The organism is Collinsella aerofaciens (assembly GCF_015555045.1).
GTDB lineage: Bacteria > Actinomycetota > Coriobacteriia > Coriobacteriales > Coriobacteriaceae > Collinsella > Collinsella aerofaciens_W.
Map to the genome: position 1 here is coordinate 24,406 of NZ_JADNJQ010000006.1, position 25,360 is coordinate 49,765.

24 protein-coding genes are annotated in these 25,360 nt (G+C 65.8%); 7 read left to right on the forward strand and 17 right to left on the reverse strand.

The window, feature by feature from the left end; genetic code table 11:
* Positions 1–293 precede the first annotated feature (293 nt).
* From sdaAA to I2E45_RS03415, 5 genes are all read left to right on the forward strand, one after another.
* Positions 294–1,901 carry an L-serine ammonia-lyase, iron-sulfur-dependent, subunit alpha gene (gene sdaAA / locus I2E45_RS03395; protein WP_195444291.1) on the forward strand — a complete coding sequence of 536 codons (1,608 nt, stop codon included), beginning with the start codon at positions 294–296 and terminating at the stop codon, positions 1,899–1,901.
* A 149-nt stretch (positions 1,902–2,050) separates the two neighbouring features.
* Entirely contained in the window at positions 2,051–3,784 is a 1,734-nt protein-coding gene (locus tag I2E45_RS03400) for a L,D-transpeptidase (protein ID WP_195444293.1), read from the forward strand.
* Positions 3,785–3,916: 132 nt separating this feature from the next.
* On the forward strand, positions 3,917–5,353 hold the full coding sequence (locus tag I2E45_RS03405; RefSeq protein WP_195444295.1) for an efflux RND transporter periplasmic adaptor subunit: 1,437 nt from the start codon (positions 3,917–3,919) through the stop codon (positions 5,351–5,353).
* On the forward strand, positions 5,353–6,126 hold the full coding sequence (locus I2E45_RS03410; RefSeq protein WP_195444297.1) for an ABC transporter ATP-binding protein: 774 nt from the start codon (positions 5,353–5,355) through the stop codon (positions 6,124–6,126). The genes I2E45_RS03405 and I2E45_RS03410 overlap by 1 nt, the downstream gene beginning before the upstream one ends.
* Positions 6,123–7,337 carry an ABC transporter permease gene (locus I2E45_RS03415; RefSeq protein WP_195444299.1) on the forward strand — a complete coding sequence of 405 codons (1,215 nt, stop codon included), beginning with the start codon at positions 6,123–6,125 and terminating at the stop codon, positions 7,335–7,337. Before I2E45_RS03410 ends, I2E45_RS03415 begins: the two co-directional genes overlap by 4 nt.
* A 211-nt stretch (positions 7,338–7,548) precedes the next feature.
* Here the strand turns inward: I2E45_RS03415 and cobK are convergent, their stop codons facing one another.
* The 17 genes from cobK to cobM are packed head-to-tail and all read right to left on the reverse strand — an operon-like array spanning position 7,549 to position 23,295.
* Positions 7,549–8,322, reverse strand: coding sequence for a precorrin-6A reductase (gene cobK, locus I2E45_RS03420; protein WP_195444301.1), 774 nt, complete (start codon positions 8,320–8,322; stop codon positions 7,549–7,551).
* Entirely contained in the window at positions 8,319–8,960 is a 642-nt protein-coding gene (locus I2E45_RS03425) for a precorrin-8X methylmutase (protein WP_195233206.1), read from the reverse strand. The genes cobK and I2E45_RS03425 overlap by 4 nt, the downstream gene beginning before the upstream one ends.
* On the reverse strand, positions 8,961–9,476 hold the full coding sequence (locus I2E45_RS03430; protein WP_195444303.1) for a cob(I)yrinic acid a,c-diamide adenosyltransferase: 516 nt from the start codon (positions 9,474–9,476) through the stop codon (positions 8,961–8,963). It abuts the gene before it with no gap.
* Complete coding sequence (locus I2E45_RS03435) at positions 9,473–10,972, reverse strand: cobyric acid synthase (protein WP_271742264.1); 1,500 nt, start codon at positions 10,970–10,972, stop codon at positions 9,473–9,475. Before I2E45_RS03435 ends, I2E45_RS03430 begins: the two co-directional genes overlap by 4 nt.
* Positions 10,965–12,188 (reverse strand): pyridoxal phosphate-dependent aminotransferase, encoded by a 1,224-nt coding sequence (locus tag I2E45_RS03440; RefSeq protein ID WP_195444306.1) that lies wholly within the window; start codon positions 12,186–12,188, stop codon positions 10,965–10,967. The genes I2E45_RS03435 and I2E45_RS03440 overlap by 8 nt, the downstream gene beginning before the upstream one ends.
* Complete coding sequence (cbiB, locus tag I2E45_RS03445) at positions 12,185–13,159, reverse strand: adenosylcobinamide-phosphate synthase CbiB (RefSeq protein ID WP_161161406.1); 975 nt, start codon at positions 13,157–13,159, stop codon at positions 12,185–12,187. Before cbiB ends, I2E45_RS03440 begins: the two co-directional genes overlap by 4 nt.
* Entirely contained in the window at positions 13,159–14,160 is a 1,002-nt protein-coding gene (locus tag I2E45_RS03450; RefSeq protein WP_195444308.1) for a histidine phosphatase family protein, read from the reverse strand. The genes cbiB and I2E45_RS03450 overlap by 1 nt, the downstream gene beginning before the upstream one ends.
* Positions 14,157–15,035, reverse strand: coding sequence for an adenosylcobinamide-GDP ribazoletransferase (locus tag I2E45_RS03455; RefSeq protein WP_324249325.1), 879 nt, complete (start codon positions 15,033–15,035; stop codon positions 14,157–14,159). The genes I2E45_RS03450 and I2E45_RS03455 overlap by 4 nt, the downstream gene beginning before the upstream one ends.
* Entirely contained in the window at positions 14,921–15,469 is a 549-nt protein-coding gene (locus I2E45_RS03460; protein ID WP_195444312.1) for a bifunctional adenosylcobinamide kinase/adenosylcobinamide-phosphate guanylyltransferase, read from the reverse strand. The genes I2E45_RS03455 and I2E45_RS03460 overlap by 115 nt, the downstream gene beginning before the upstream one ends.
* Positions 15,466–16,686, reverse strand: a complete 1,221-nt coding sequence (locus I2E45_RS03465; protein ID WP_229058807.1) for a nicotinate-nucleotide--dimethylbenzimidazole phosphoribosyltransferase — start codon at positions 16,684–16,686, stop codon at positions 15,466–15,468. Before I2E45_RS03465 ends, I2E45_RS03460 begins: the two co-directional genes overlap by 4 nt.
* The gene (locus tag I2E45_RS03470; protein WP_271742263.1) at positions 16,601–17,983 is read right to left on the reverse strand and encodes a cobyrinate a,c-diamide synthase; all 1,383 of its coding nucleotides are present in this window, start codon (positions 17,981–17,983) and stop codon (positions 16,601–16,603) included. The genes I2E45_RS03465 and I2E45_RS03470 overlap by 86 nt, the downstream gene beginning before the upstream one ends.
* Positions 17,980–19,227 (reverse strand): precorrin-6y C5,15-methyltransferase (decarboxylating) subunit CbiE, encoded by a 1,248-nt coding sequence (cbiE, locus tag I2E45_RS03475; protein WP_195444314.1) that lies wholly within the window; start codon positions 19,225–19,227, stop codon positions 17,980–17,982. Before cbiE ends, I2E45_RS03470 begins: the two co-directional genes overlap by 4 nt.
* A complete protein-coding gene (cobJ, locus tag I2E45_RS03480; RefSeq protein ID WP_271756188.1) occupies positions 19,215–19,943 on the reverse strand; it encodes a precorrin-3B C(17)-methyltransferase in 729 nt (242 codons plus the stop codon). The genes cbiE and cobJ overlap by 13 nt, the downstream gene beginning before the upstream one ends.
* A 14-nt stretch (positions 19,944–19,957) precedes the next feature.
* A complete protein-coding gene (locus I2E45_RS03485) occupies positions 19,958–21,049 on the reverse strand; it encodes a cobalt-precorrin 5A hydrolase (RefSeq protein ID WP_229058808.1) in 1,092 nt (363 codons plus the stop codon).
* 42 nt (positions 21,050–21,091) lie between these two features.
* Positions 21,092–21,325, reverse strand: coding sequence for an SAM-dependent methyltransferase (locus I2E45_RS03490; protein ID WP_195361484.1), 234 nt, complete (start codon positions 21,323–21,325; stop codon positions 21,092–21,094).
* Positions 21,318–22,502, reverse strand: a complete 1,185-nt coding sequence (cbiD, locus tag I2E45_RS03495; protein ID WP_271742265.1) for a cobalt-precorrin-5B (C(1))-methyltransferase CbiD — start codon at positions 22,500–22,502, stop codon at positions 21,318–21,320. Before cbiD ends, I2E45_RS03490 begins: the two co-directional genes overlap by 8 nt.
* A gap of 1 nt (position 22,503) precedes the next feature.
* Positions 22,504–23,295, reverse strand: coding sequence for a precorrin-4 C(11)-methyltransferase (cobM, locus tag I2E45_RS03500; protein ID WP_195361483.1), 792 nt, complete (start codon positions 23,293–23,295; stop codon positions 22,504–22,506).
* A 458-nt stretch (positions 23,296–23,753) separates the two neighbouring features.
* Between cobM and I2E45_RS03505 the strand changes: the two genes are divergently transcribed.
* Together I2E45_RS03505 and I2E45_RS03510 are read left to right on the forward strand one after the other, a co-directional pair.
* Positions 23,754–24,680, forward strand: coding sequence for a sirohydrochlorin cobaltochelatase (locus tag I2E45_RS03505; protein ID WP_195444318.1), 927 nt, complete (start codon positions 23,754–23,756; stop codon positions 24,678–24,680).
* A 145-nt stretch (positions 24,681–24,825) separates the two neighbouring features.
* On the forward strand, positions 24,826–25,359 hold the full coding sequence (locus I2E45_RS03510; protein ID WP_035138217.1) for a hypothetical protein: 534 nt from the start codon (positions 24,826–24,828) through the stop codon (positions 25,357–25,359).
* Position 25,360: the final 1 nt, after the last annotated feature.

The following is a 25,360-nucleotide window of genomic DNA, read 5'->3' on the forward strand; positions in this document are numbered from 1 at the left end:
AGCCAAATAGCAACGCACCAAAAGAAGTACCGCCCCCAAGCGGTACTTCTTTTTTATTAATCCGGTGGTGAAGATATTTCGATATGAGCCCACGCTGCGTCACCAGCTAATGAATTTTGCAGCACGCGCCCTTCTACCATGTATCCTTAGTCCCGAGGGGCGGGGCATAAGGTCGATCGCGAGTTCCGCACGAGCCGGAGAGCACTTAATGTGCTCTCCGTGCGAGCAGGACTGTCCGAGCAGGCGACCTTATGCCCCGCCCCTCGGGACGACGGGATAGAACAGGAGCGCATATGGCAGGCAAGCCGCAAACATTAGCTACGACCTCGGCATTCGAGATCTTGGGCCCCGTCATGGTCGGCCCCAGCTCATCGCACACCGCCGGCGCCCTGCGCTGCGCCCAAGTTGCTGCCAGCCTGCTGGAAGGCCGCATCACCAAAGTCACCTTTGGCCTGTGGAACTCCTTCGCCCACACCTACCGCGGCCACGGCACCGATCGTGCGCTCGTCGCGGGTATCTTGGGCCTCGACACCGATGACGAGAACATCAAGCAGGCCTTCGACCTCGCGCGCGAGCAGGGCCTTGAATATCACTTTGACATCAAGGGCGACGACGCCTCCATCCACCCCAACACCGTCGACATCGACATGGTCGACGACACGGGCGCCACGGCACAGGTCCGAGGCGAGAGCCTGGGCGGCGGCAAGATGCGCATCAGCCGCATTAACGGCGTCGGCGTCGACATCTCGGGCATGTATTCCACGCTCTTCGTGGCGCACAAGGACGTCCCCGGTGTACTCGCCGCGCTCACCAACCTGCTAGCCTACGCACACGTGAACATCGCCTTCTGCCGCACCTACCGCACCGAAGTGGGCGGCCAGGCCTACTCCGTCTTTGAGACCGACGGCGCGCCCGACGACACCGTCGTCCCCATGCTGCGCAAGCTCGACAATGTCGATTACGCAACGTTTATCGAGCTCCCCGGTTCTGCCTCGTCGCTCTCCCCCGGCGTCTCGGCCAAGGAAATCTTCGACGACGGCGAGCAGCTGCTCGATGCGTGCGAGGAACTGGGGCTCAGCATCGGCGCCGTCATGGCCGTTCGCGAGGCGCGTCTGACCGGCGAGGCCCACGCCGTCGCTGCCATGCGCCGCGTGCTCGACGTCATGCGCGAGGAGACCACGGCCCCCATCGCCAATCCGCAGCGATCGCTCGGTGGGCTTATCGGCGGCGAAGCCAAGCTCGTCGATGCCACTGGCCGCAACGATTTGAGCACGAGCCTGATGGGCCCCGTTCAAACCGACGCCGTGGCCCGCGCGATGGCCGTGCTCGAGCGCTCCGCCACGATGGGAGTGATCGTCGCCGCCCCCACGGCAGGCTCCGCGGGTGTCGTGCCCGGCTGCGTGCTGGCGCTCGCCGATCACCTTCAGCTCGACGACGAGCAGATCATGGACGCGCTCTACTGCGCAGCCGCCATCGGCCTCAACCTCACCACGAGCGCCTGCGTCGCCGGCGCCGAGGGCGGCTGCCAGGCCGAGGTGGGAAGCGCCGCCGCCATGGCAGCCGCCGCGCTGGTGCAGATGCTCGGCGGCACGCCCGAGCAGGCGCTCGACGCCAGTTCCATCGCGCTGAGTAACTTGCTGGGCCTCGTTTGTGACCCCGTCGGTGGCCTCGTGGAGGTGCCCTGCCAAAACCGCAACGCCATCGGCGTGGCAGCGGCCTTTAGTTCGGCACAACTCGCCCTCGCAGGCATTAAGAGCTTGGTGCCGTTTGACCAGATGGCACATGTCATGCTCTCGGTGGGCCACGCGTTGCCGGCAACGCTGCGAGAGACGGCAAAGGGCGGCATCGCGCAGGCTCCGGCCGCACTTTCAGCCTGTGCAAAATGCGGTGTGTGCGGATAACGGCTAAGAACGACTCAAAGGTGGGACAAATGTCCCACCTCTTTTGAATGCCACCGTTTCCGTACCACAAACAGCAGGGCAATCGCTATAATGCAAGCCCAGTAAAAACACGATGAACCGCAAGGCGAAAATCGAAGGATATGCATACGATGTCGCAAAACGATCGAACTCAACTTATTCCCGATCCGCAGCAGCCGAGCAGGCACACCGGCGGCGTTCAGTCACCGCGTCCTATCGCGCCGAGCCACGGTCAGCAGCGTGGTGCGGCAAACGCTTCCCAACGCCCGAACCAACAGCGACAGCAGCGTCAACAACGTCAGCAGCGCCAGGCAAACGGCAATGCGCCCAAGCAGCCCCCCACGCACGCTCGAGGCGATCGTGGCCCCGCGCGCAAACCCGCCGAGAACAATAAGTCGGGCAAAAAGACGACGCTCTTTGTCGTCCTGGGTCTAATCGTCATTGTCTATATCGTAGGCGTCGTAGCATTTTCGCAGGTAGCCTACCCCAACACCACCATCGCCGGCGTCGATGTCTCGTTCTCCAACGCTTCGTCTGCCGCCACCAAGGTCAACTCGGCTTGGAAGCATTATAAGCTCACCGTGACAGGCGATGACTTTAGCTGGACCTATCAGCCCGAGTCCGATGAACCCATCGTCGACGGTGAAGCTGCTGCAAAAGAAATCATCAACCACAACGAAGCCTTTATTTGGCCGGTCCGCCTTGTGGAATCCTTAAGCGGCAAGACCAAAACAACTGCTACCTCCAACGAAGTCGATCTTGATCAAGACGTCGACCTGTCCATGCTTTCCGACACCTTTGACCAAAAGAAGTTTGAGAAGGATCTGGGCGCCGCCATCGACGAGTTTAACGAAGGACGTTCGGGCACGTTCGAGGCCAATAGCTCCTATGACGAGCAAGCGGGCAAGTTTACCGTCGAGAAGGCGCGCTCCAACGAAAAACTCAACCGCGAGCATGTCATTAAATATGCCGAGCTCGAGCTCGCCTCGCTGGCCGAGACCGTAGATCTTTCCAAGCTCGGCAACGATGCCTATGAGCCACTCAATGGAACGCTGACAGATGATCAGATTCAGGCCGCATGCGATGCCGCCAACAACTTCTTGGGCGTCAACGTGACCCTCAAGCTCAACGGCGAAGATGCCGGCAAGGTTGATGGCGGCTCCGTATTGCAGTGGATCAGCTTTGCCGATCCGGCCAACCCCACGCTCGATACGACGCAGATCAGCAGCTGGGCAGCCGAGCTCGCCAACGGCTTTAATACCGTGGGCTCCACTCGCTGGTGGACGCGCGCCGATGGCAAGCAGTGCGCCGTCGAAGGCGGTGACTTTGGTTGGTCCATCGACAGCAGCTCGCTCGCCAAGCAGGTCGAGGACGCCATTAACAACAAGCAGACCGGCGAAATCGAGATCAAGTACTCCCAGAAGGCCGACACCTTTACCGCAAAGGGAGAGCCCGACTGGAAGGCGTATATCGACGTCGACCTGTCCGAGCAGCACGCGCGCTACTATGACGAGAACGGTAATATCGTTTGGGAGGCCAACTTTATTTCCGGCAAACCGGGCGAAGACGCAACCCCCGAGGGCGTGTGGCAGATCAACAGCAACGACGGCGGCAGCACCCTGATTGGAGCCAAGGACCCCGAAACCGGTAAGCCCAAATACGAGAGCCCGGTGAGCTACTGGATGCCGTTTGAGGGCAACATGATCGGCTTCCACGATGCCACCTGGCAAAACAACAAGAGCTTCGATAACGCCGAGTCGTACAAGTGGTGCGGCAGCCACGGCTGCATCAACCTGCGCCTGGCCGACGCCAAGGCACTTCACGACTGCATCAAAGTCGGCCTGTGCGTGGTTGTCCACTCGTAGTGCAACGCGCGCATTCCTACAACGTGGAACTGCCGCAACCAATCTAACAGTTCCGAAAGAAACCGTCCTATGCGCCCGCCCCAACCGGTGGGCGCTTATAATTATCGAGGTTCTTTCTATAAAGGAGACGCTATGCCGAATGTCCCAACGATCGCCCCGGGCCCAGATGATACCGAGCGCACGCCCGAAGGTGCCACCGAAACGATTCCTCTGATTACAAACGTACATGCCGACAAGCAGAGCGGACGCGCGAACGATACGGCCGAGATTTCCGATGAAGAGGCATATGCCAAGCTCAAGGCAAAACGCGCCGAACGTCGACGCAAAAAGCTGATTCGACGCGGTATTGCCGCCGGCGTCGTAGGTGCCATCGCGCTCATTGCCATTGTCGCAACCCTGGTTATCAATGCGCAGCCACAAGGCGCTAGCGGGCCTGTGACCGACATGGTGACCGAGGGCACGTTTAGCTCAACGGTCGAGGCGAAAGGCCAGCTCAAACCCATTTCGTCCTCAGTGGTCTCCCCTTCTGTCGACGGCACGGTCGATTCGATCAACGTGCAGGCAGGCCAATCCGTCAACGAGGGCGACGTGCTTATGACCATTAAAAACGACGAGTTAGATCGCAACGTTGCCGAGGCGCAGCGTGCAGTTGCAGCCGCCCAGGAAGACCTCACCAACGCGCAGAAAGCCGCCGCTGTCGCGCAGGCCACCCCAACGACGGACGTCGATGGAGCTTCCGCAGCGGCTGACGTCTCCGCCGCATCAGCGGACACGAACGCCGTATCGGCCGCGCAGCGCAGCCTCGCATCGGCCCAGGCAAACCTCGACCAGGCGAACGCCAAGGCCGCCAGTCGCACGGTAACGGCCCCGAGCTCGGGTAGCATCGTGGAGCTCAACGCCAAGGTGGGCGCCACGGTAACAGGCGGCATGATCATGGGCGAAAGCGTTACGAGTGGCGGCAAGCAGTGCATGCAGATCGCCGACCTATCTAAGATGAAGGTGACCGTGCAGGTGGGCGAAAAGGACATCGCCAAGATCGCCGTTGGGCAGAGCGCCAACGTCACGTATCCCGCGTTTCCCGATATCGTGAGCCAGGGCACCGTCACGGCTATCGCGTCGGTGGCAAACTCCGACGCCGCCAACGGTGGCGGCGGCAGCGTAACCTTTAACGTCGACATTCTCATCGAGGCGCCCGACGCGCGCCTGAAGCCGGGCATGACGGCCGAGGTATCGGTGGTGACCGAGCAGCTCGACGACGTGGTGATGGTGCCGACGATGGCGCTCATGACCGAAGACGGCGAACACTATTACGTCAACGTGGCAACCGACGACGAGGGCAAGCAATCCCGTCGCGTGAAGGTGACCGTCGTGACGCAAAACGACAACGAAGCCGTAGTCGGCAAGACGCAGGTCAAGCGCGACGACCAGGGCAACGAGATCAACCCCAACGTGCCGGTTACCAAGCTGCGCGATGGCGACACCGTCGTCATGGACACCGGAGCGGACGCAACGGCTGACGGCGGCTACAGCGCAGATTCTGGCAGTATGTCTGCCGATGAGGACATGTAATGCGTCCCGTTATCGACATCCGCAACGTGCACCGCATCTTTGAGAGCGAGGCAGGTTGCGCCCACATCCTGCACAACGTGAGCCTGGCGGTAAATCCCGGCGAATTCGTCGCTATCACTGGCCCCTCGGGCTCGGGCAAATCAACGCTCATGAACATCCTGGGCTGCCTGGACAAACCGACGGCGGGCGACTATTACCTGCAAGGGCTCAACGTGGCCGAGCTCGATGATGACGAGCTCACCGAAGTCCGCGCCCTGAGTATTGGCTTTGTCTTTCAGAGCTTCAACCTGCTGCCGCGCCTGTCGGTTATCGAAAACGTGATGCTGCCGCTGGCCTACACCAATGTGCCCCGTAGCCAGCGCGAAATGCGCGCCGTTCACGCGCTGCAGGCTGTCACGCTGCCCGTCGACCACTGGGACCACCGCATATCCGAGCTCTCGGGCGGCCAGATGCAGCGCGTCGCAATCGCGCGCGCCCTCGTCAATGACCCGCCCATCATCCTGGCCGATGAGCCGACGGGAAACCTGGACTCCGCTACCGGAGCGCTTGTGATGGAGACCTTCCATAAGCTCCAGAAGCGCGGCAAAACCATCGTGCTTATCACACACGACCCCGGCATCGCCGCCGAGGCCGACCGTGCCGTGACCATCCGCGACGGTCGCATTCACGATGGCGCGTATATTCCACATGCACCGCGGACCCTGCGCAGCGCCGTGGATAGCCTGCCCATGATTTCCGCCTCCGCCAACCCGCCGAAAGGAGAGATGGCATGAGCGCCCGCGATCTCATCCAGGAAGCCCTTCACTCGCTCGAGGCCAACAAGGGGCGCAGCCTGCTCACCATCCTGGGCATTGTCATCGGCATCGCCTCGGTTATCGCCATGACTTCGCTCATCGGCGGCATCCAAAACAGCCTGGTCAACAGCCTGGGCCTCAATGCGGCACGCATGGTGCAAATCTATTCGTCGCAAGAACTCACAGAGTCGGACATCGAGAAGCTTCAAAAACTGGTGCCGCAGATAGAGCAGATCGGCATTGTCGACAGCGCGTATACCGAGTACAAGACCGGCGATAAAAGCTATACCGTCATGGCACAGGGTGTCGATAGCGACATGCTCGACGCCATGGGGGCCGGAAAGCTCGTTGCGGGGCGTACCTATTCCCAGGCCGAGTCTCAATCAGGCTCGCGCGTGGCGCTCATCAGCCGCGGCGGCGCCGATCAGCTTTACGGCAACGAACAGGATGCGCTGGGGAAAACCATCAAGGTGTCCAACGGCGAGGTGCAGATTGTCGGCGTGATTGACGGCGGCAGCGACTCCATGGGCTCGCTCACGCTGTATATGCCACGCGAAACCATCTCCGGCCTGTTTGGCGACGAGAATCCTTCATTCCCCAGCGTGACGGCGCTCGCCGCCGAGGGCACGGACATGGATGAGCTCTGCAAGACCATCGAGTCCAAGGTGCGCGCGATGAAGGGCATCGAGGAGGAGGATGAGTACAACAGTGTATCGGCGACCTCCATGAAAAGCGCCATCGATGCACTCAACTCCTTTATGGGCGCGTTTTCGCTCATCATGGGTGCTGTCGCCAGCATCTCGCTGCTTGTCGGCGGTATCGGCATTATGAATATGATGCTTACCAACGTAACGGAGCGCATCCGCGAGATCGGCATCCGCCGCGCTCTGGGCGCAAGTCGTCGCGATATCACTGCGCAGTTTTTGGCCGAATCCTCGGCGCTGTGCGTCACCGGCGGACTGCTAGGTGTCCTGATTGGCTATCTGCTGGCCTGGGCTCTTGCGATGTTTGCCGCAGGATCAGGGGTTCTCGGCGAGCTCGGTGCCAGCGGGCAAATCACACCGAGCTTTTCAATCGCCACGGTACTGCTGGCCTTCGCCGTCTCCGTCGGCATCGGCGTAATCTTTGGCTTCTATCCCGCTCGCCGCGCGGCAAAGCTCGACCCGGTGGAGTGCCTACGCTACCAGTAAGCCACCACCAACAAGTTGCGGTGAATTAGGGACTGGATATGCTATCTAGCTTCAAAAACAGACACTATTTCACCGCAACTTATTGAAGGGCTGCTTGCGCCAGTTCCGGGCGTCGTCCTCGAGCTATTGGCGGATGACGGGCTTGTACGAGTCGAGCTTGCTCGGGGCGCTCCTCTTCGCGGGCGGGAGGGCGCGCAGGCGCGGCGAGCGCCTAGCGCGCGAGCTCCCGTAAGAGCGCGTCTTCCACTTCCCGAAGCGAAAGGGCGCCGCCTCCCTCGGCGGGACGGGCGACCACGATGCAGCGCGCTCCCACGTCGCGCGCGGCGGCGAGCTTCTCGGCCGTGCCGCCTACGGTTCCCGAGTCCTTGGTCACAAGCCACTGGGCGCCCACCTGCCGAAGCATCGCCTCGTTGAGCTCGCGGGTGAAGGGCCCCTGCATGCCGATGACGTGCGACGGCGAAAACCCCGCGTCGATGCACTTCGTTATAGCGCCGGGCAGCGGGAGCACACGCACGAAGAAGCGCTCCGCGAAATCGGCGACGCGCGTGTAGGGAGCAAGCTCCTTGCTCCCCGTCGCGAGAAGCGCGCGACCCGGGTTCTCGGAGAGAAAGCGCGCCGCGCAGGCGATCGACGCGACCGACACGACGCCTTTGGGCAGCGCCTCGGCCGGGCGCGCAAGGCGCAGGCATCGTGCACCCACGGCGAGCGAAGCGGCCCGGATGTTGCCGCTTGCGAGCGTAGCGTAGGGGTGCGTGGCGTCGACGACGATGTGCGCGCCGGAAAGCTCGCGCTCCATGTCGGCCTCGTCGAGCCTGCCCGCATGCACCTCGATACCCGGAAGCTCGCCCAAAAGCTCGCCTCCGTAATCGGTTGCCGCGTAGGCACGGGCGGGGATGCCCGCCCCGCTCGCCCATTCGCACAGAAGGCGGCCCTCGGTGGTGCCGGCGAAGATGCGCAGCGCCGGCGCGGATGCGGGCGCCGTCACTTCGGGCCCCCTGGGCGCGTGATCTGGTAGAGCAGCGCGTTCATAATGGCAGCCGCCACGGTCGAGCCGCCCTTGCGACCCCTCGCGACGATGGCCGGCACGCGTCGCGCGAGTAGCTCCTCTTTCGCCTCGACCACGTTCACAAACCCAACTGGCACCCCAACGACGAGCGCGGGCGCGATCTTCCCCGCGTCCATGAGCTCGGCGAGACGCAGAAGTGCTGTGGGAGCGTTGCCGACGGCCACGATGAGCGGACCCTCGATGCCGCAAGCTTTGTCCATGCTCGCAACGGCGCGAGTCGTGCCCGCGGCGCGCGCCGTTGCGGCGACATCCGGGTCGGCCATATAGCACACGGCCTGGCAGCCGATCTTCGCGAGCGCGGGCTTGCTTATGCCTGCGAGCGCCATGTTCGTGTCGGTGAGCACCGTGGCCCCTGCGCGCAGTGCGTCGAGCGCACAGTGCGCGGCGTCATGGGTGAACACGAGGGAATCGGCGTACGAGAAGTCGGCAGTGGTGTGGATGACGCGCTTCACGACGGGCTCTTCGAGCGGCGGGAACGTGCGGCCGCCGAGCTCTTCGGTGATGATCTCGAAGCTGCGACGCTCGATGTCGCCGGGCGCCATCTCCTTGGAATCCATCTAGTACTCCACTCCTTCCCTTGCACATATCCCCTGCTCGTAGGGGTGTTTCTCGCACCGCATCTCGGTTATGTAGTCGGCCTTCTCCACGATCTTGCGGGAAGGCGCGCGCCCGGTGAGCGCTACTTCGACGCCGCGCGCGGACATATCGAGCGCGCGGTCCACGAGCGCCTCGTCGACAAGCCCCTTCGAAAGCGCGTCGAGCGCCTCGTCGAGCACGAGCAGCCCCTCCTGCGCGCCCTCGAGCTCGGCGAGCGCGGAAGCGAGGTTCCCATCGTGCAGCTCGCGCGTCGCGGCAAGTTCTTCCGACGTCATGGACCAGGTAAACTTGTCCGACGCCTTCCCCGCGAACACGGGCACGCCGAAATGCTCGGCGAGCAGGCACACCTCCCCGCTTTCGCCGTCTTTCAGGAACTGCACGACGACGACGCGGCGGCCTGCGGCGAGCATGCGAAGGGCGAGGCCCATCGCCGCCGTGGTCTTGCCTTTGCCGTCGCCATGATACACGTGGATCATACGCCCTCCTCGATAATGCGGTAGACATACTCCATGTCGAGCGCCCCACGCACGGAGTCGGCCAGGCGGTCGAACTCGCGCGCACGGTGATCGGCCGCGGACGCCGCGCCCGCAGCACCCACGACGCTCTCGGGCAGGCCACGCATGCGCGCGAGCGAGCGCGCGAGGGCGAGCGCCACCCCCGGTTCGTCGAACAGGCCGTGGAGATAGGTTCCAAACACGTTTCCGCAGGCCGCGCCTTCTGGTTTGCCGCCAATCGTGCCCGCAGGGGCGCAGGAGACGGTCGTTTCGCCGTCGTGGATCTCGTACCCGCGAGCCGTCATGCCGTTCCACACCGAGAACGCGCCTTGGGCGCCTGTGATGCGCAGCTCCGACTGGGCGAGGCGCTTTTCCTCCCTGAACACCGTACTTGCAGGGATGAGCCCGAGCCCGCGCGCGGTGCCAGCGCCTTCCCTGCCGTGCGGGTCGGAAAGCTCGTCACCCAAAAGCTGGTAGCCTCCGCATATGCCGAGCACCGGCGTGCCCGCACCCGAAAGCGCGCGTACACAGGCTCCGATGCCGCTAGCCGCAAGCCAGCGCGCGTCGTCGAGCGTGGTCTTCGAGCCGGGGAGCACCACCAGGTCGGGTCGGCCCAGATCGGTCGTCGAGGAAACGTAGCGCACGCCTACGCCGGGCACGCGCGAAAGCGGGTCGAAGTCGGTGAAGTTCGACAGATGCGGAAGGCGCACGACGGCGACGTCGATGACGCCGCGCGCCTCGCGGGCAGATAGGCGCGGCGCGAGCGAGTCCTCGTCGTCCAGGTCGAGCGTAAGATACGGCACGACCCCCACGACGGGAACCCCGCACATCTTCTCGAGCGGGGCCAAACCCGGGCGCAGGATTTCCACATCGCCGCGGAACTTGTTCACCACAAGCCCCCGCAAAAGAGCGCGATCCTCGGGCGCAAGGAGCGCGACCGTGCCGTAAAGCTGGGCAAACACCCCGCCTGGGTCGATGTCGCCCGCAAGCAGCACGGGGGAGGACACGGCGCGCGCGAGCCCCATGTTGACGATGTCGTTTTCGGCAAGGTTGATTTCGGCGGGGCTGCCGGCGCCCTCGATAACGATGACGTCGTTTTCCTCCGCGAGCGAATCGAACGCCTCCAAAATCTGCGGCATGAGCGCCTTCTTTCGCGCGAAGTAGTCCCTCGCAGCGAAGGCTCCCTGCTCCTTGCCGGCCACGATGAGCTGGCTTCGGTGGCCGCTTTCGGGCTTGAGCAGAATGGGGTTCATGCGCACGTCGGGCGCGATGCTGCACGCCTCGGCCTGCATGATCTGGGCGCGCCCCATCTCGAGCCCGTCGGCCGTGACACCGCTGTTGAGCGCCATGTTCTGGCTCTTGAAGGGAGCCACGCGCAGGCCGTCCTGCGAAAGCACACGGCACAGCCCCGCCGCAAGCAGGCTCTTCCCCGCGTTCGACATGGTGCCCTGAATCATGATGGGCTTCGCCCTACCCACGGGTATCGACCTCCTTCGTCGAGCCTCGGCCATACGCGCCCGCCATAGCGCCGCTGCAAGAAGCGCAGCCCCGTTCGTCGGGTTCGCCTTCGCCCGATGCGCCTTCCGCCCGAAGCGCGCGGCTGAACGCCATCGCAAGCCGGGCATTCTCCTTGCGCGTGCGCACCGCGACGCGGCACCAGAAACGGGACAGTACCGAAAACGAGTCGCACGTGCGGACCAAAACCCCCTGTTTATACAGGCGCTCGGGGATGTCTTTCGCCGGTGTGCGGACTAAAAGGAAGTTCGCATCCGACGGCACGACGGAAAGCCCGAGCGAGGAGAGCTCGTGGGAAAGCCACGCTCGCTCGCCCGCCAATACATCGCGCGTGCGCGAGACGTATTCGACGTCTTCCAGGGCGGCGATACCCGCGGCCTCGGCGACCGAGGAGACGGGCCACGCCTGCCCCGCCCGGCGAATCCCCTCGAGGAGTTGGGCGTTTCCGCTGATCAGATATCCCAACCGCAACCCCGCCATTCCGTAGAGCTTGGTGAACGCGGAGAGCACGGCCACATGGCGCGAACACGCGGCGCGTGCGGCCACGCTCCTTTCGCGGGCGTCGGGCGCAAATCCGAGGAAGCACTCGTCCACGACGAGCAGCGCGCCCGCCTGCTCGCAGCGGCATGCCACGGCATCGATCACGCGGGGGTCGACGAGGCGCCCCGTCGGGTTGTTCGGATTGCAGAGGTACGCCACGTCTCCCGGCCCCTCGATCGCGCGGGCGAAGGAGGCAGGCACGTCGAAGTCGTCCGCTTCGGAGAGCGGGAACTCCTGCACGCATGCGCCGTAGTAAGATGCCGCCTCCGCATATTCAGAGAACGTCGGCGCGCACACGACGATGCGTTTCGGGCGCACCGCCGCAGCGAGCCGCCAGATGATGTCGGACGCGCCCGCGCCGCAGACGATAGTATCTTCGGGAATGCCCTGGGCGCGCGCTAGGGCGCGAACGAGGGCGAGGCTTTCCCTATCGGGGTAGGCGTCGATTCGAGAAAGCGACTTGCAAGCTGCGGCGACGGCGCGCGGCGAGGGGCCTGCCGGATTCACGTTCACCGAGAAGTCGATGAGATCGGAGGCGCCCCCTTCGCAACCGATGCCGAGCGATTGCGCGCTGCCCCCATGCGTACGGGCGCGCAGGATTCCCCCGGCAGCCCGGAGCGCGGCGTGGTCTTCCCTCATGCCATCGCCCCCAAGGCGAGCACGACCGCCGCGCGCGCGGCGCCGAAGACGACGAGCGCGCATACGGACGCGGCGAGCATGAGCCTAGTCGCCCGGGCGATGTCGCCCCACTCGATTTCGCGGGACGCGTCGCCTATCGTCGGTTTCTCAACGAGCTTGCCGAAATACACCGCGGGTCCTGCCAGGCGCAGCCCGAGCGCGCCCGCACACGCTGACTCGGTCTGCGCCGAGTTGGGGCTCGCATGGCGACGCCTGTCGCGGCGCCAGATGCGCGCCGCCCCGCGCGCGTCGAGCCCGACGATCGGGCACACGGCGATCATGAACAGGGCCGATAAGCGCGAGGGAATCCAGTTAACCGCATCGTCGAGGCGCGCCGAGGCGCGACCGAAGTCGATGTAGCGCTCGTTTTTGTAGCCCACCATGCTGTCGAGCGTGTTCACCGCCTTGTACGCCATGCCCAAGGGCGCACCCCCGATCATAAGGTAGAAAAGTGGCGCAATGACGCCGTCGCTCGCGTTCTCCGCCACCGTTTCCACGGCGGCGCGCGCGACGCCCTGCTCGTCGAGAACAGACGTGTCGCGTCCCACGATGAGCCCGACGGCTTCGCGCGCCGCGACAAGGCCGCCCTTCGAGAACGCGTGGGCCACGGCCAGGCTCTGGCGGCGCAGCTCGCATGTCGCGAGAACCTGATAGCTCGCCCATGCCTCGGCCACGAAGCGCAAGCCGGAGTGAACCATGCCGCAAAGATGTAGGATACCCCAGGTCAAAAGCCCACACGCAAGCGGAAGCGCCACGGCGAGCACAAGCCCTGCGGCACGCGTGCCCGCGGACGTTTGCGGGAATGCGCCTCGAAGGCGGCCTTCGGCCCACGTGATCGCGCGCCCCATGGCGACGACGGGATGGGGAAGCCAGCGCGGGTCGCCGAAGGCAAGGTCGGCCGCGAACCCGGCGGCGACGGCAAGAATCGTCATCACCGGGCATCGCCCCCCGAAGCGGGGCGAACGTCGCGAAGGCAGCGCCCATCCCAGGTGGCGGCCCATGCGCCGCCCGGCTCGGTATGCACGTCGAAATATCCCATTTTCGGGACAGCTAGCTCGGAGAGTAGCGCTTTCACGGTACCCGCGTGAACGACGAAGACGGCGCGCCCACTCCCCTGGGCGCGCTCCGATTCGCACGCCTCCCGAAACGCCGCGACGACGCGGCGGGTGAAATCGCTCTTGCCCTCGCCATGCGGGCAGCGCGTCTCGCACCAGGAGTCTACCCAGGCGCGGTAACGCACATCCTCTTTAAGCTCGGCAGCGCTTCGCCCCTCGAAGTCACCGAAATCCATCTCGCGCAGACCGGGGCACGCCATAAGCTCCGCGTTCGGGAAGAGGATGCGAGCCGTCTGGTCGGTGCGGGCCATGCCGCTCGTGATAACACGGAACACGTCACGATCGCACGCGAGGTCGCGCAAAGCGCGCTCGCCCGCACTCGACAGGGGCTCGTCGGTGCCCGCCCCGCTGTAGCGATGGTCTTCCGTGCCCGCCGTGGCACCATGGCGCACGAAGACGACTTCCAAAGGCGCGCCCGCGCCCTGCGTCCCTCGAGGCGCATCGGCAAGGTTTCCTTTGATGACCTGGGGAATCCCGCACGTCATGCGCACGACGACGTCGGCGCGCGCAGCGAGCGCGCATCCCAGGCGCCCCGCGCGCTCGCGCCATTGGGCGTCTTCCGCACGCATGGGGACGACCCCCGAGCCGACCAAGGGCAGAATCACTGCGTCGAAGCCGATCAGCCGCTCGAGCGCCCGGTCAGCGTCGAGCGCGCGTACGAGTTCCTCAGCACGGTACGCGACACGGCCGGCAAAAGCCGCGGGCACGCCGCCCTCCGCAAGCTGCGCCGCGTCGACGAAATCGTCCGCCGCGAACCCGAGCCTTTCGCGCACGAAGGTCCTCTTCCCCGAATGCGCGCCACCTACCACGAGAATCATAGGAGCATGCCCCCCGCCACCAGCATGGCAAGCATCGCGAGCTCGGCCCATTGCAGAAACCATCCGGCCAAATCACCCGTCACCCCGCCGAAGCGGGACAGGGCAACATGGCGGTACCACGCGAGCGCCAAAAGCCCCGCCACCGCCATAAGGGCGCCGACGGCCTGAGCGCACGCGACCATCCCTGCAGCCGAAGCCGCAGCGAAAGCGCAAAGCGGCACGACGATCGCCGCGCGCTTCTTCGCAGGCGAGAGCCCCACGGCCATGCCGTCCGCCCGCGCGGCAGGCCAGCATTCTACGGCGAGCCCCGAAAGCGCGCGGGAGAACACGAGCGAGCACAGAAGCGCGAGGAACGCCCCCGCCGTAAGCGGCAGCGCGGTGAACAGGGAAAACTGCAGAATAAGGTACACGACAACACCGATGACCCCGAAGGCGCCCGCCCGCGGGTCGTGCATAATCTCGAGCTTTCGCTCGCGCGGGGCCCAACTTGCAAGCGCATCGGAGGTGTCGCAGAGCCCGTCTAGGTGGATGCCTCCCGTCACCGCCACAGGCAACGCCACGAGCACGGCCGCGACGATGGTCGCGGACACGCCGAGCAGGTTCGCCACGTGCCCCCACGCCGTCATGAGGAAGCCTTCCGCAAGGCCCACCAGGGGAAACGCGGCAAGCGCATGGGTTGACCCGAAATCGGTCCAGGCCGATTTCGGGACGGGGATGCGCGAGAACGTTCCGAACGCCGCGCCGATTGCCTCTGCTATCTTCACCTTGTAGGTCCTTCGCCTTTCATCCACACGGGAATCCCGCATACCACTTCGACTGCGCGGTCGGCCAGCGCCGCCACGCCCGCGTTCACGCGCGCGAGCGCGCGCCTCCATGCCTCGGTCCCCTCATCGTAGCGCATCCCATCGGCGAACACGTCGACGGTGACCACCACCGTATACGCAGCGGCCTGAGCGAGCCGTTCGATGCCTCCGAGCACCTCGCGCGCCGCAGCGTCGGGGTCACGTGGGGACAAGCCGCCTTCCGCGAAGAGCTCGTTCGCAACCAGGTTGCCCACGTCCTCCAAAAGAAGCGTGCAGCCGCACGGAAGCCCGGACGCTGCGGCGCCCACGTCACGCGTGCGCTCGAGGGTGGAAAACCCCTTGCCCTCGCGCAGCGCCCGATGGCGCGCGATGCGGCGGGCGCCCTCTTCCCCGAAGGGCTCCATCGTTGCCAGGTACACGCGGGGGCCGTCGTGCCCGAGGCACAGGGACTCGGCATAGGCGCTCTTGCCGCTCGCGGCGGCGCCGATGACGAGTGTCACCGTCATTTCCCAGCCTCGAAATGCTCGTAAGCAGCCATGCCAGTCGCCGTGAACGTCTTCCCATCCCGGTACACGCGCAGCGCCGAATCCAGAAGGGGCAGATACGCCATGGCGCCCGCGCCCTCGCCCAAGTGCATGCCTGCGACGAGGGGTGCCTTTATGCCGAGCTCGCGAAGGAGCTCCTGGCTTGCGGGTTCGCTTGATGCGTGGGTGCCCACGAGGTAGCCCAAGGCGTTGGGGCACAGGCGCGCCGCGCACAGGGCCGCCGTGCAGGATATGACCCCGTCGAGGAGCGCCGGCGCCTTCGAGGCCGCGGCCCCCAGGTAGAAGCCGCACATCGCCGCGATGTCGAAGCCGCCCACCTTCGAGAGCACGTCGATCGGGTCGGCGGGATCGGGCGAGTTCGCGTCGATAGCGCGCTCGACCACGTCGCGCTTGCGCGCGAGCGAGGCGTCCGAGAGCCCCGCGCCGCGCCCGACGAGGCTCCGCGCGTCCGCCCGGATGAGCACTGCGGCCACCGCCGCCGAGGTGGTCGTGTTGCCGATGCCCATCTCGCCCGCGGCGAGAAGGCGCACGCCGGCGCGGGCAAGCCCGCACGCGACGGCGATTCCGACCTCGATCGCGCGCACGGCCCCATCGCGAGACATAGCGGAGCCGTGCGCGATGTTGCCGCTCCCCCGCCGCACGTTCGCGCGCACCATGCGCGCGTCTTCTATGCCCCGGGCCATACCCACGTCGACGGGCACGACCTCGGCACCCGCGAACGCCGCCATGCGGCAGGCGCTCGTGGCCCCCTCGCACATGTTGCGCGCGACGGCTCGCGTCACGTCTTGCCCGCTTTGCGACACGCCTTCGGCAACGACCCCGTTGTCGGAGAAGAATACCGCGAGCGCACGGGGAAACTCGGCCACCTCGGCGCTCCCCTGAGCTGCGGCGATACACGCGACGGCGTCTTCAAAGTCGCCCAATCCCCCCAAGGGGTGCGCGATGGAGTCCCACGCGGCGTACGCGGCGGCGCGGGCGCACTCGTCTGCGGGCGCGATCCGGGAGAGCGCGGCTTCGAGCACGGCACCCGGCGCCGACGAGAACGCGCGCTCGACTTCCTCGCGGATGCAGGCAAGCGCAGTTTCGGTTGCTTCAGCCATGCCGTCTCCTCTCTGCGAACGACGCTGCGGCAGACGCGAACGCGCGCACAACGTCGGGGTTCGTAGGATAGTACACATGCGGGAAGCCCGCCACCAGGGACGGGGTGGTCGCCATGCACGGCCAGCCCTTGTCGCGCCGAGGCTTCTGCGCCCAGAAGTCGCCGCCCGGGCAGGTGGACTGCCAGTAGTGGAACTCGTGCGCGCGGATGCGTGTGCCGCGCGGCCCGTAGAGACCGTCACGTTGGGAAGCGAGCTCCACGTACCCGAAACGGGACAGCCTTCCCCCGTTCTCGCTTGCGCCCTCAAGGGCGCCCGCAACAGGCCAGCGCCGCCCCTCGTTATCGGCGATTTCGCGCTGCAGGTACAGAAACCCACCGCATTCGGCGACCGTCGGCATGCCGGATTCCACCGCGCGACGCACCGCCTCGCGCATCGGCGCGTTCTCGGAGAGCTGCCGCGCATGGAGCTCCGGGTAGCCGCCTCCCAGATAGAGGGCGCTTGTCCCCCGGGGCAACTCGCTATCACACAGGGGGCTGAAAAAGACCAGCTCGCAACCCAGGTCCTCGAGTGCGCGCAGGTTCTCCTCGTAGTAGAACGAGAACGCCTCGTCACGCGCGACGGCGACGATGGGCCGCGCTCCCGCGATCGGCTCCAACCGGTATGGTTCCTCGCGGATATCGGGTGCCGTCGCCGCTATTTCGAGCAAGCGGTCGACGTCGACGCTCTTTTCCACCAGCTCGGCCATCTTGTCGATGCGCGCGGAGAGCTGCTTGACCTCGTCGGCGGTCACAAGCCCCAGATGCCGGCTTTCGAGCGAGAACGCCTCGTCGGCGGGGATATTACCCAAAACCGCGACGCCCGTGTGCTTCTCGATCGCAGGCGTCGCGTAGGCGCAGGCAGCGTCGCTCGTCTTGTTCAGCACGACGCCGCGCACGTTCGCACAAGGCAGGAACTCGGCGATGCCGCGGATTACGGCGGCGAGCGATAAAGACGCCCCGCGCCCGTTCACCACTAAAACGACCGGCGTTTCCGTGTCGCGCGCAACCTGGTAGCTGCTCGCGTCGGCCACGCCGGGCGCCATGCCGTCGTAGAGGCCCATGACCCCCTCGAGCACCGCGACATCCGCGCCCGCGGCGCCGCGTGCGAGCAGGGCGCGCAGCGTCGGGGCGTCGGTGAAGAAGCCGTCTAAGTTGCCCGAGCGCGCACCCACGACGCGGCGATGAAAGAGCGGGTCAATGTAGTCGGGGCCGCATTTGAAGGCCGCGCATGCAAGGCCGCGGCGCGCGAGCGCGCGCAAGAGCGCGCACGTAACGACCGTCTTGCCGCTCCCGCTCGAGGGCGCAGCGACCATGAAGCGCGGGATGGTCGTGCTCACCGGACGCCGCCTTCCCCACCTGCACCACGCGCACTGACGAGGAACACGGGGTTTTGCGCCTTCATAAGATGGTGCGAGCCTACAGCCTCGGCGCGGGCGGCCGACACCTGGCACGCCTCGAACCCCTTAAAGCGCGAACCTGAGAGGAGCGCGCACGCCTCGGTGAGCGTCTCAACGGTGACGCATGGCACGCACAGGCGAACCTGCGAGTTCTTCTCGAGCGCCGCCTCCAAGATAGAGGGAAGCTCGCCCGCGCTCCCGCCGACGAACACGGCGTCGGGGACGGGCAGTTTCGCGAGCGCTTCGGGGGCGACACCGGGAACCGGATGCACGTTGCCGCACCCGAATGCATCCGCGTTCTCTCGAATGAGCCGCACGCCGGCTGCGTTGCGCTCAACCGCCCATACCGACCCCGCTCGCGCGACGAGCGCCGCCTCGATCGACACGCTCCCCGTGCCGGCGCCGACGTCCCACACGGTGTCGGTCGCGGTAAGGCGCAGCTTCGCGAGCGCGACGGCGCGCACCTCCTGCTTGGTCATGGGAACGTCGCCGCGGATAAAGAGCTCGTCGGGAATGCCCGAGGAAGCGTACGGCCAGCGGGAGCTCGCGGCGCCGCCTGCGAACTCGATAAGCATAACGTTCAAGTCGTCGAACGTCTGACCTGCAATTTCACTTGCGGTCGCGCAGGTGATGCGCTCGTCGGGGTACGACAGGCGCTCGGCCACCGTCACGCGCGCGTCCCCGAAGCCCGCCTGCACAAGCACGCCCGAAAGCCGCGAGGGGTCTTCCCCGCCCGACGTGACGAGGAAGAGCTCACCTGCGCGCTCGGCCTCGGCCACGATGTCGCACGCCACGCCGTGAGCGCTCACGAAGCGCCAATCCTGCCATGGACGCGCGAGGCGCGCGGCGAGATACGACGCTGAGCTTATACCGGGAATGACGCACACGTCCACCTGCGCGTCGCCGGAGAGCGTCTCCACCAGGCGGCGCGCGCCGCTGAACAGCCCCACATCGCCCGTCATCACGACCACGGCGCGCAGCCACGACGCCGCATCGGTGAGCGCGGCGACGATGTCCGCCGTCTTCACGAGCTCGCATCTCACCACGCCGGGCGGCACGTCGATGCCGACAAGCGCGCGATGAGCGCCGATGACCACGTCGGCGATGTCGATCGCGTCGAGCGCCGCGCGCGAGAGCAAGTCGGGGTTTCCGGGCCCCGCCCCGATGATCGTTACCTTTCGCATGGAATCTCCCGATACCCGCGCGGCGTGACCATACGGCCGCCTACGAGCTTCGTGTCCGCGTTGCCGACGAACACGGTGGTGAACATGTCGGCGTCGATCTCCCCCAGCTCGGAGAGCCTGCACATGCCCGACTGCTGCCCCTCGCGCCCGATGTTGCGTACCCAGCCGCAGAGCGTGTCGGGGGCCTTCCATTCGAGCATAATCTTCGCCGCGCGTGAGAGCCTGTCGGCGCGCTTTCTGCTGCGCGGGTTGTACAAACAGATGCAGAAGTCGGCGCTCGCCACGGCGGCGAGCCTGCGCTCGATGACCTCCCATGGCGTGAGTAGGTCGGAGAGCGACACGACCGCGAAGTCGTGGGCAAGCGGGGCGCCGAGCACCGCCGACCCGCTCTGAGCCGCGGTGGCCCCGGCGATAACTTCCACGTCTACATCGGGGTAGTCCTCCGCAAGCTCCAGCACAGGGCTCGCCATGCCGTACACGCCCGCGTCACCGCTGCACACGAGCGCCACGGCTTCTCCGCTCTGCGCGCGCGAAAGCGCCAGGCGGCATCGTTCGACCTCGTGCATCATCGGCGTCGCGAGATGCGCCGCGTCGGGCACGGCGGCGAGCGCGAGCTCCACGTATTTCGTGTACCCAACAACGATGTCGGCCGCCTCGAGCGCGCGCCGAGCCGCAATCGTCATGCCGTCGGGGCCGCCCGGGCCGATCCCCACCACGAAGAGCTTTCCCATCACCGCTCCTTAAACGAAAGTTCGATAGATACTTTGGAAAACGCGACGGTCACGCCGCCGTGAGCGAGCTTCGGGAAGATAAGTTTGCCCCCGCCCGCGAGCGCCGCGCGCTCGCACACATTGTCGACCCCCACCGTCGCGCGTACGAAATCAGATGGCGAAACGCTGCCTTCGACCTGCGACAACTCCTCTGCGGAATACGTCGCAAGCGGGATATTGCGCGCGCGGCAGAAGGCGAGCAGACCCTCCTCGTGCGCCTTCACGTCGATCGTCGCCGCCTCGCGCACGGCCAAAGGCGAGATGCCCGCCTGCCCGCACGCGAGAAGAAACGCCTCCCCGATCGCTTCGGCGCACGCACCGCGACGGCACCCTATGCCCGCAACGATACAGGGCACGACAAGGCGAAGCGGCTCGGGCGCAGGCGCCTGCACCCGCATGCCCGCCGGCATCCCCGTCTCACCGGCGGGCACGACCTCGTCCGTTGTCTCCGCCGCGCGAACGAACGCGCCTGCATTCGCGCCAGCGAACGGCGACACGACGATATCGGCCCGAGCGCGGTCGGACGCAATGTCTACCCCCTCAGGCGGCTGTCCCGAAATCGGCATGTCGGAATAGAGTGCCACGCGCCCGCCCGAAAGCAGCCGCGCCGACACTCGCTTGATGGCCTCGGGATTCGAAACGGCGAGCCCCGCACAGCGCGCCCACGTATCCACCGCCCACACGCCGCGGACGTCGGTCGCCGTGGTGATGACGGGGATGGCCCCTACCGCGCGGGCCACAGTTTGCGCAAGCTCGTTCGCACCGCCCAAATGCCCCGACAAAAGCGGGACGGCAAAGCGCCCCGCCTCGTCAATCACCACAACCGCGGAATCGGTTGCCTTCGAAGCGACATGCGGCGCGATCGCCCGCACGGCGATGCCCGCCGCGCCCACGAACAGAAGCGCGTCCGACGCTTCCCACGCGAGCGCCGTCCATGCGCGCAGGTCGGCCTTCCCCTCGCCGAACCCGCGCGAAACGGAAACGTCCCAGCCAGGGTCATCTTCACCTGTCTGCGCGCAATCGGAAAGCGCGCGTGCGGTGCGCTCCGCCAACGCATACCCCCTCTCAGTGAACGCTATGCAGGAAATCCTCATCTAGCGCACCACCATCGTCGAGAAGTAGCTGCCCCGATCGGGCACATCGTCAAGCGAGCGGTACACGCGCTCGCCCGGAAGCCCACAGTCCTCTACGAGCTCGGCACCGTCAAAGGCGCCCTCCTCGCGAAGAATGCGCTTCGTGTCCGCAAGCGAGCGGCGCGCCTTCATGACCACCTTCGTCCCCGGCCAGCCGATTGCGCGGCCCACCTCGTACAGCACGCCTTTACTCATACGTCGCCCCCAATACCCCGATAACTGCATCGGCGCCCGACGTGCGGAAAAGCTCGCGGCGCTCGGCGTCGAACACGACCGCGGCGATGTCGCATGCGCCCGCCGCGCGGCGGCGCAACCTGTCCTCGATTGCCGCAGCGAGCGAGGCGCACGCAGCGTCCCCCACGCCGGCGGCCTCGATTACCTCGAGTGCCGCCGTGGTCGTGACGGACGTCATGATCTCGCGCACGGTCTTCGCGCCCGCGCCGGCCATGGCCGCGTGGGCGGCCAGAATCTCCGCGCGGCAGTCGGCGGTACGCGAATGGGTGTCCATGATACCGCCCGCGACCTTCACCAACTTGCCGATGTGTCCCACAAGAAGGACATTGGTAAATCCCTCGCGAATGCAGCAATCAATCGCATCGCCCACGAAGTTGGAGATGAAGACCACCGGCGCACCGTTTAGGTGGAAATGCCCTGAGATGAACTGCGCGCCGTAGTTGCCGGGCGTGAGCACGACTCCGCACCGCCCCATAGCCGCATGCTGCCGGATCTCGAGCTCGATACTGTCGCGCAAGGCAGCGAGGCTGCGCGGCTCGACGATGCCCGTCGTGCCCAGGATGGAGATGCCGTCCTTTATCCCCAGGTGCGGGTTGAAGGTCTTTTCGGCAAGGGCAACACCCTCGGGTACCGAAATTGTCACAGCAATATCTCCAGAAAAGCCGTGCGCGGCGCACACCTCGCGCACCGCCGAAGTGATCATCGCGCGCGGCGTCGCGTTGATGGCGGCCGCCCCCACCGGCTGCTCGAGCCCGGGCAACGTCACGCGCCCCACGCCCACGCCGCCGTCGACGGAAACTTCCGATTCGTGCGCGGGTACGTCCTTGCTGCCCGCGGCGCCCGTGCCCGACCCCGCATGTTCCACGCGCGCGTACACGAGCACGCCGTCGGTCACATCGGCATCGTCGCCTGCGTCCTTTCGCACGGCACACTGGGCGCACCCCTCGCCGATGCATGCGTCGACCACGTTCGCCTCGACGGGCAGCCCGCCGGGGGTGACGATCGACACGAGGCCGACGGGCTTTCGTGACAAGAGCATCTCGCAGGCCGCCTTCGCCGCGAGCGCGGCGCAGCTCCCCGTGGTGTAGCCGCAGCGCAGGCGGGTCGTCCCGGTATATATGTAGTGCTCGAAGGCCACGCTAGCTGCTCGCCTTCCGATACCCCGTGGAAAACGAAGGGTCGTAAAGCTTGCTGCGCTCGTACGACTCCGCTTGCGCGCCGTTGTGTGCAAGCCTGCCGCGAGCTCCGAGCACGCGGCCCACCACCACGAGCGCCGTGCGGTCGATGCCCTCTCGCGCGCCCGCATCGGCGAGCGTGCCCACTGTGCATCGCACCACGCGCTCCTCAGGCCAGGTCGCCTTGTACACGAGCGCCGCCGGCTCATCGGAGCTGCGGCCCGCGGCCAAAAGCTCGGCGGAAAGCTCGGCGAGCATACCCGAGCTCAGGAAGATGACCATAGTCGAGCCGCTTTCCGCCATGGTGCGCATGCCCTCGCCCGCGGGCATGGGGGTGCGCCCGGAAAGCCGCGTGATCACGACCGACTGGCTGATTCCCGGCAGCGTATATTCCTGGCGAAGCGCCGCCGCGGCACCGCAAAAGCTCGACACGCCGGGCACCACCTCGTAGTCCACGCCGCGCGCGTCGAGCGCGTCCATCTGCTCCTGGATGGCGCCGTACAGGCACGGGTCGCCCGTGTGCAGGCGCACCACTTCCTCGCCCCGCGCATCTGCCGCGCACATCACGTCGAGCACTTCCTCCAAGGTCATGTGCGCGCTGTCGTAGACGATGCAGGATTCCTTGCACTCGGCGAGCAGCTCGGGGTTCACAAGGCTCCCCGCCCAAACGACCACGTCGGCCGCGCGCAAAAGGCGCGCCCCGCGCAGCGTGATAAGGTCGGCGGCGCCCGAGCCAGCGCCAACGATATGAATCATCCGAGCCTTCCCTTCCCGTTTCTCATCGCAACCGTTTACGCTGCCATTCGCGCAGCGGCCAAAACACGGCGCCCGCAGCGGCAATCGGCGCAAATACGCAGGCAGGAGGCGCAATGCCGCCCGCCCTGGCTTTGACACGTTCAAAAGTGCCCACTATCATAGTAAAAGATTCGGCAACGAGCATATGACAATCGGATAAAAGGAAATGACCGGCGCGGCGCCCGCACAGCCCGCGCTGGCTTGCGGAGGGAACCAGGTGGGAATCCTGGGCAAGGGACATTACTGTATAGGACGCACGGGCGAACCGCCTCGCGCCCCAAGCCAGACTGCTTCGCCTTTTCCTCACGGCATCGCCGTGGCGTTAGCTCCTTGTGAACCCCGAGGGGTGCGCTTTTCTTTCGCTTGTGCCGACAAGCAACTGTCGCCGGGGGACCGGCAAACCGAGGAAAGGAAAAACCATGTCCGACCAGATGTCACGCCGCGGCTTCATGGGCGCCGCAGCAACCGGAGCCTTCGCGCTCGCCGGAGTCGCGCTCGCGGGCTGCTCCAGCACCTCCGCGAGTTCCGAGAAATCGAGCGAAAAGGAGAAGGCCGTGAAGCCGGTCATCCTCGTCACGAGCTTCGGCACGAGCTACAACGACTCGCGCCACATCACCATCGGCGCCATCGAAGACGCTATCCGCGAGAAGTACTGGCAGGACTACGACATCCGCCGCGCCTTCACCGCGCAGATCATCATCGACAAGCTGAAGAAGCGCGACGGCATCACGATCGACAACATGACCGAGGCGCTCGACCGCTGCGTGGAAGACGGCGTGAAGGAAATCGTCGTGCAGCCGACGCATCTCATGGCTGGCCTGGAATACGCCGACGTGAAAGACGAGCTCGACAAGTACGCCGACAAGTTCGACAAGATCTCGCTCGGCGACCCGCTGCTCACCTCCGACGACGACTACAAGAAGGTGGCCGCCGCCATTAAGGAGAACATGGCGTCCTTCGACGACGGCAAGACGGCGCTGTGCCTCATGGGCCACGGCACCGAAGCCGATTCCAACACCGACTATGCCAAGATGCAGGAAGTGTTCAAGAACGAGGGCTTGACGCAGTTCTTCGTCGGCACCGTCGAGGCTGAACCGACCTGCGAGGATGTTATCGCCGCCGCGAGCGCCGCAGGGTACAAGAAGGCCGTGCTCGCGCCGTTCATGGTGGTCGCGGGCGACCACGCGAACAACGACATGGCAGACGAGACCGACCCCGACAGCTGGGCTGCGAAGTTCGTGGCCGCCGGCTTCGAAGTGACGTGCCTGCTCCAGGGTCTGGGACAGAACGCCGCGGTCGACGACATCTACGTCTCACACGTGGACGACGCCATCGCCAAGCTGTAAACTCACCGCGCACGGGGGCGCCGGTCGCGTCCCCGTGCAACGGGCATGCGCCTTCCCCGACTGACGGCGCATGCCCGTTGCATTCGCATCCCGTCAGCCCACCGCACGGCGCGGGCGGTCGAAGCGATTGAAAGGAACCCCCTCCATGTTGAAGAAAACCCTCGCCTTCGCCCTGTCAGCGGCGCTTTTCGCGTTCTCGCTCGCCGGCTGCGGCGGAAATTCAATCGACAGCGCAAAGGCAAGCGATGCCGATTCCCAGGAAAAGACCGAACAGGCGGCCGATGCGCCCGAGGGCGCAAGCGCTGCCCCCATCACCGCCGACAAGGTGGCCGACGGCACCTATCCGATCACCGTAGATTCCAGCTCGAACATGTTCAGGATTGTGGACGCCCAGCTCATCGTGGAAAACGGCTCCATGCACTGCGTGATGACGCTTTCCGGCACGGGCTACGGCAAGCTCTTCATGGGCACGGGCGACGAGGCTGCCGCCGCGAGCGAGGCCGACTTCATCCCCTATGTGGAAAACGCGGAAGGCAAGTACACCTACGACGTGCCCGTTGAAGCGCTCGACGAGGACACCGCCTGCGCCGCGTGGAGTATTAGAAAAGAGCAGTGGTATGACCGCACGCTCGTGTTCGAATCCGCCGGCGTCGATCTGCGCGCCGACGCACTGAAGTAAC